This window comes from Streptomyces sp. NPDC001027 (assembly GCF_040299045.1).
Taxonomy (GTDB): Bacteria; Actinomycetota; Actinomycetes; order Streptomycetales; family Streptomycetaceae; genus Streptomyces.
The window spans coordinates 1-4346 of the sequence record NZ_JBEPBI010000418.1 but is presented as its reverse complement, the minus strand read 5'-3'; the positions used below and the strand labels follow the sequence as shown (position 1 = coordinate 4346).

General features: G+C 66.8%; 3 protein-coding genes and 2 pseudogenes. 4 read left to right on the top strand and 1 reads right to left on the bottom strand.

Annotated elements, in window-relative coordinates:
- From ABT300_RS41920 to ABT300_RS44640, 4 genes and pseudogenes are all read left to right on the top strand, one after another.
- Positions 1–733, top strand: a 733-nt coding sequence (locus ABT300_RS41920) for an ISAzo13-like element transposase-related protein (protein ID WP_502978107.1), incomplete at its 5' end; no start/stop codon positions are given.
- Between the two features lie 7 nt (positions 734–740).
- A pseudogene (locus ABT300_RS41915) lies at positions 741–1643 on the top strand (IS3 family transposase); the annotation flags it as partial.
- A gap of 242 nt (positions 1644–1885) precedes the next feature.
- Positions 1886–3076 (top strand): IS110 family RNA-guided transposase, encoded by a 1191-nt coding sequence (locus tag ABT300_RS41910; protein ID WP_351687822.1) that lies wholly within the window; start codon positions 1886–1888, stop codon positions 3074–3076.
- Positions 3077–3123: 47 nt separating this feature from the next.
- A pseudogene (locus ABT300_RS44640) lies at positions 3124–3269 on the top strand (leucine zipper domain-containing protein); the annotation flags it as partial.
- Between the two features lie 3 nt (positions 3270–3272).
- On the opposite strand, the gene ABT300_RS41900 reads toward ABT300_RS44640, so the two are convergent.
- Positions 3273–3833 carry a LuxR C-terminal-related transcriptional regulator gene (locus ABT300_RS41900; protein ID WP_351687819.1) on the bottom strand — a complete coding sequence of 187 codons (561 nt, stop codon included), beginning with the start codon at positions 3831–3833 and terminating at the stop codon, positions 3273–3275.
- Positions 3834–4346: the final 513 nt, after the last annotated feature.

Genomic DNA, 4346 nt, shown 5'->3' with positions numbered 1-4346 from the left:
CAAAGTGGAACACCGTCTGTTCTCCCGGATCACCCACAGCCTGCGTGGACAGCCGCTGACCAGCTACGAGGTACTGCTGCAGACCATCTCAGCCACCCGCACCAGCACCGGACTGACCGTCCAGGCCGTGCTGGACGAGAACGCGTACCCCACCGGCTGCGCACTCACCCGGGCCGAGCGCAAGGGCGTCGAGCGACGGGTCGAGCGCGATGCGTTCCACGGCGAGTGGAACTACACCATCGCCCCGCAGGACCCCGACCAGCAGCTTCAGGAAGATCCACACGACGAGTCAGGGCCTCCCATCCCGGCCGAGGCCACCTTCCTCCTCACCCACCCCGCACTCACCGGCATGCCCCGAGAACAGTTCGAACAGCTCGTGCTCCACCTCGAACCGTGCCAACAGGTCCTGACCGAAGCCGAACGCCAGAGCACAGGCAGGGACGGCCGCGGCCGCAACCCCGGCTTCGGCACCCTCGATCACCGCCACCGCGTCCTGACCGCCGTGCTCCGCAGCCGCAACACCGTCCCCCTGACCCTCGCGGCCGAACTGATGGGCCGCAAGCGCAACGTGCTGAGCTACCACGCCGGGAGATCCAAGCCGATGCTGGCATTCGCCGGACCCGAGCTCGCCAGGATCCTCGTCTTCCGCCGGACCCACCCTCCCCGCACACTCGAAGCCTTGAAGCGAGTGATCGAAGAGCACGACAACGAGATCAACTCACGCAGTAGTTGAATTACGGCTCCTGAACCGCTTCCAGTTCGTTGCCGACCACCACCGCCGCTACGGCGTGAAGCGGCTGTGCACCATCCTGGGCATCGCCCGCTCCAGCTTCTACTACTGGCGCCGGACTGTCGAGGACCGGGCCGCCCGCCAGGCGGCCGACGCTCAGCTCGCCGCCCGGATACGGGGCGCACACCGTGAGTCGGACGGCACCTACGGTGTCCCGAGGATCACCGCCGAGCTCCGTGAGGCAGGCGAGCGCGTCAACCACAAGCGGATCGCGCGCGTCATGCGGAGCATCGGCCTGGCGGGCGTGCGGCTGCGACGCAGGCACCGCACCACGATCACGGATCCGGCCGCGACGAAGGCCCCGGACCTGATCGGCCGCGACTTCACCGCGCGTGAGCCGAACACGAAGTACGTCGGCGACATCACCTATCTCCCTTTGGAAGGCGGTAGGTTCCTCTACCTGGCCACCGTCATCGACCTCGCCTCGCGCCGCCTGACCGGCTGGGCGATCGCGGACCACATGCGCACCGGTCTCGTCATCGACGCCCTGGCCGCCGCCGAGCGCACCCGCGGCAGCCTCGCCGGAGCGGTCATGCACACCGACCACGGCGCCCAATACACCAGCCGGGCCTTCGCCGACGCCTGCAGCCAAGCCGGCGTCCGCCAGTCCATGAGCGCGATCGGCTCCAGCGCGGACAACGCACTCGCCGAGTCCTTCAACGCGACGTTCAAACGCGAGACGCTCCAGGGCCGCAAGCACTGGTCCAGCGAGCGCGAGGCCCGTCTGGACGCGTTCGGCTGGCTGCACCGCTACAACACCCGACGCCGTCACTCCCGCCTCGGACACCGCAGCCCAATCGCCTACGAAACAGCGTCCCGAACAACATCAACTACGCTGACACCAGCCGCATAACCCGTGTCCAGTATTCGGGGTCAAGGCCCGGAGGCGGTGAGCCCTTCGTACGGTTCACCCACCCAGGAGTGCCGGGTGTGGCTGTCACCTGATAGCCGATGACGTGGCTCCCACTGATTGGCCGCCCGGCACTCCACGACGACTCGGCTGCCAATTAGGAAATGCGAATGATCGCTGAGTAGGGAACCGACAGCGAGGTCGTCCGTGGGAGGGATCAGTACTACACCGCACGGAGGCACCACATGATCGCCATCTGGGCCGGCATCGACGCAGGGAAGACCCACCACCACTGTGTCGCGATCGATGAGAGCGGCCATCGGCTGCTTTCACGTCGCGTCGCCAACGACGAGCCCGAACTGCTCGAACTCCTCGCCGACGTCCTGGCTCTGGGCGATGAGGTGGCCTGGGGCATCGACCAGGCCGACGGTGGAGCCGCCCTGATCATCGCGCTCCTCCTTCATCACGACCAGCCGGTGCACTACCTCTCCGGCCTGGCCATCCATCGCGCCTCCGAGAGCTATCGCGGCGAAGGCAAGACCGACGCCAAGGACGCCGCCGTCATCGCCGACCAGGTCCGCGTCCGACGCGACCTGCACCCCGTACGCACTAGCGACGACAAGATCACCGACCTCAAGCTCCTCACTGGCCGCCGCACGGACCTGGTCGCCGACCGCACCCGCACCGTCAACCGCCTCCGCGCTCACCTCACAGGCATCTTCCCCGGCCTGGAACGGGCGTTGGATTTCACCAACACCGGCCCGCTCACGTTACTGACGGGCTACCAGACCCCGGCCGCCCTTCGCCGACTCGGCGGGAAACGCCTGACCACCTGGCTCCGCAACCGCAAGGTCCTCCGTGCCAACCAGCTCGCCGGGACTGCCCTGCTGGCCGCCGAACGCCAGCACACCAGCCTGCCCGGCGAGAAGCTGACCGCCGAACTGGTACGCACGCTGGCAACGGAGGTGATCAGCCTTACCCAGCAGATCGCCGAGCTCGACAAAGCCATCGAAGCCCGGTTTCGAGAGCACCACACCTTCGACGTGGTCACCAGCGTGCCCGGCCTGGGTGTCATCCTCGGCGCCGAGTTCCTGGCCGCCACCGGCGGCGACATGACCGTCTTCGGCACCGCCGACCGCCTCGCCGGCTTCGGCGGCGTCGCCCCGGTTCCCCGCGACTCCGGGAAGATCAGCGGCAACCTGCGCCGACCGCGGTGCTACAACCGCAGACTCCAGCGTGTCTTCTACATCTCGGCGCTGTTCAGCATCCGGTACTGCGAGAACTCCCGCCGGTTCTACGACCGCAAACGTGCCGAGGGCAAGCGCCACATCCAGGCCGTCCTCGCCCTCGCCCGCCGCCGCGTCAACGTTCTCTGGGCCCTTCTACGTGACGGACGGTGCTACGAACCGACACCTCCACCGCCACTTGTGGCTTGACAGACAGCATTAGGAATCAGTGGCCACACTGAAAACGCTCAGTGGCCGTCGCGATGTGCTGCCAGTACTTCGGATCAGCCGACACACGTACTACACCTGGTACCGCCGCTACCAAGCCGAGGGAATCAAGGGCCCGCGCACCCGTTCCAAGGCGCCCAAGACCGGTCCGAACGCGACCCGCGTCGAGGTGGTGCCCTCATGCGCGGACGGCTGGGGCCGTCCCCAGCCACCTCAGGACCGCCTCCGTGCTGCCACGGGCGCCGAGCTTGGCATAGATGCTGCTGAGGTTGTTGCGGACGGTCTTCTCGGCCAGCCTCAGCCTCAGAGAGATCTCCTGCGCGCTCAGCCCGGTCGACAGTAGTTCCATGATCTGCCGCTCACGTGGTGAGAGCAGCTCCCGCAGCCGCTCAGCCGCGTCACCTGCCACGCGTCCCCGCCAGGCCGCCTCCCGCAGGACGGCGCACGCGACCGGCGAGACGTAGGTGTTCCCCATCATGGCTGCCATGACCGCCGAGGACAGCACGCGTACGCCGAAGTCGTCCTCGACCATGTAGCCCATCCCGGAGCGGAACACCTCGACGACCGTCTCAGTGTCCGCACGAGGGCTTAACACGATCACCGGAGCGCTCATCTCACCCATGGTCTCCAGCAGTTCCGGGAACGAGACCGAGGGATTCTCGCAACGCAGCACGACGACGTCGACCGCGGCCTCGTGGAGCCGACGATAAGGCGGGGCCACCAGCCACGTGCTGCCCACGTATGGATCGTCCGGGCCCGGCCAGTCGCCGTGCGGCCACTCGCCCTCGGCGCACGCGAGCGCGACGGACAATCGGTCGAGAGCTGTGAATGGCGCATTCGCCGTGCCGACATGCTGGGAAGACTGGACGTGCCTGCGCTTGGGGGAACGCACTTCGCGTGTCCTTCCGCTGAAGTCCGTGACATACATACATACGCGACCCGAGGCGGACATGTTCAGCCGTCTTCAGGTATCAGCCTGTCTCACAGGGTTCGTAGGGGTCCTGTGGTTCCGATGCATTCAGCGAAGCTCTCGGCGACGCCTGAATTCTGGTTCTGGATCACTTTCAGTGCCGGGGCCACGGAGGGTCACCACAAGCGCGATCATGAACGGCCGTGGGTGATGTGTTTCTCCAGGACCTGTGGTTCCACCAGGTCGATGTGAGCGATCATGAAATTCCCCACCGGACGCGGGTTCCGCGTCACGTAATTCCCCACCCCCGCGGTCACGTAATTCCCCATGGGGACGACGGAC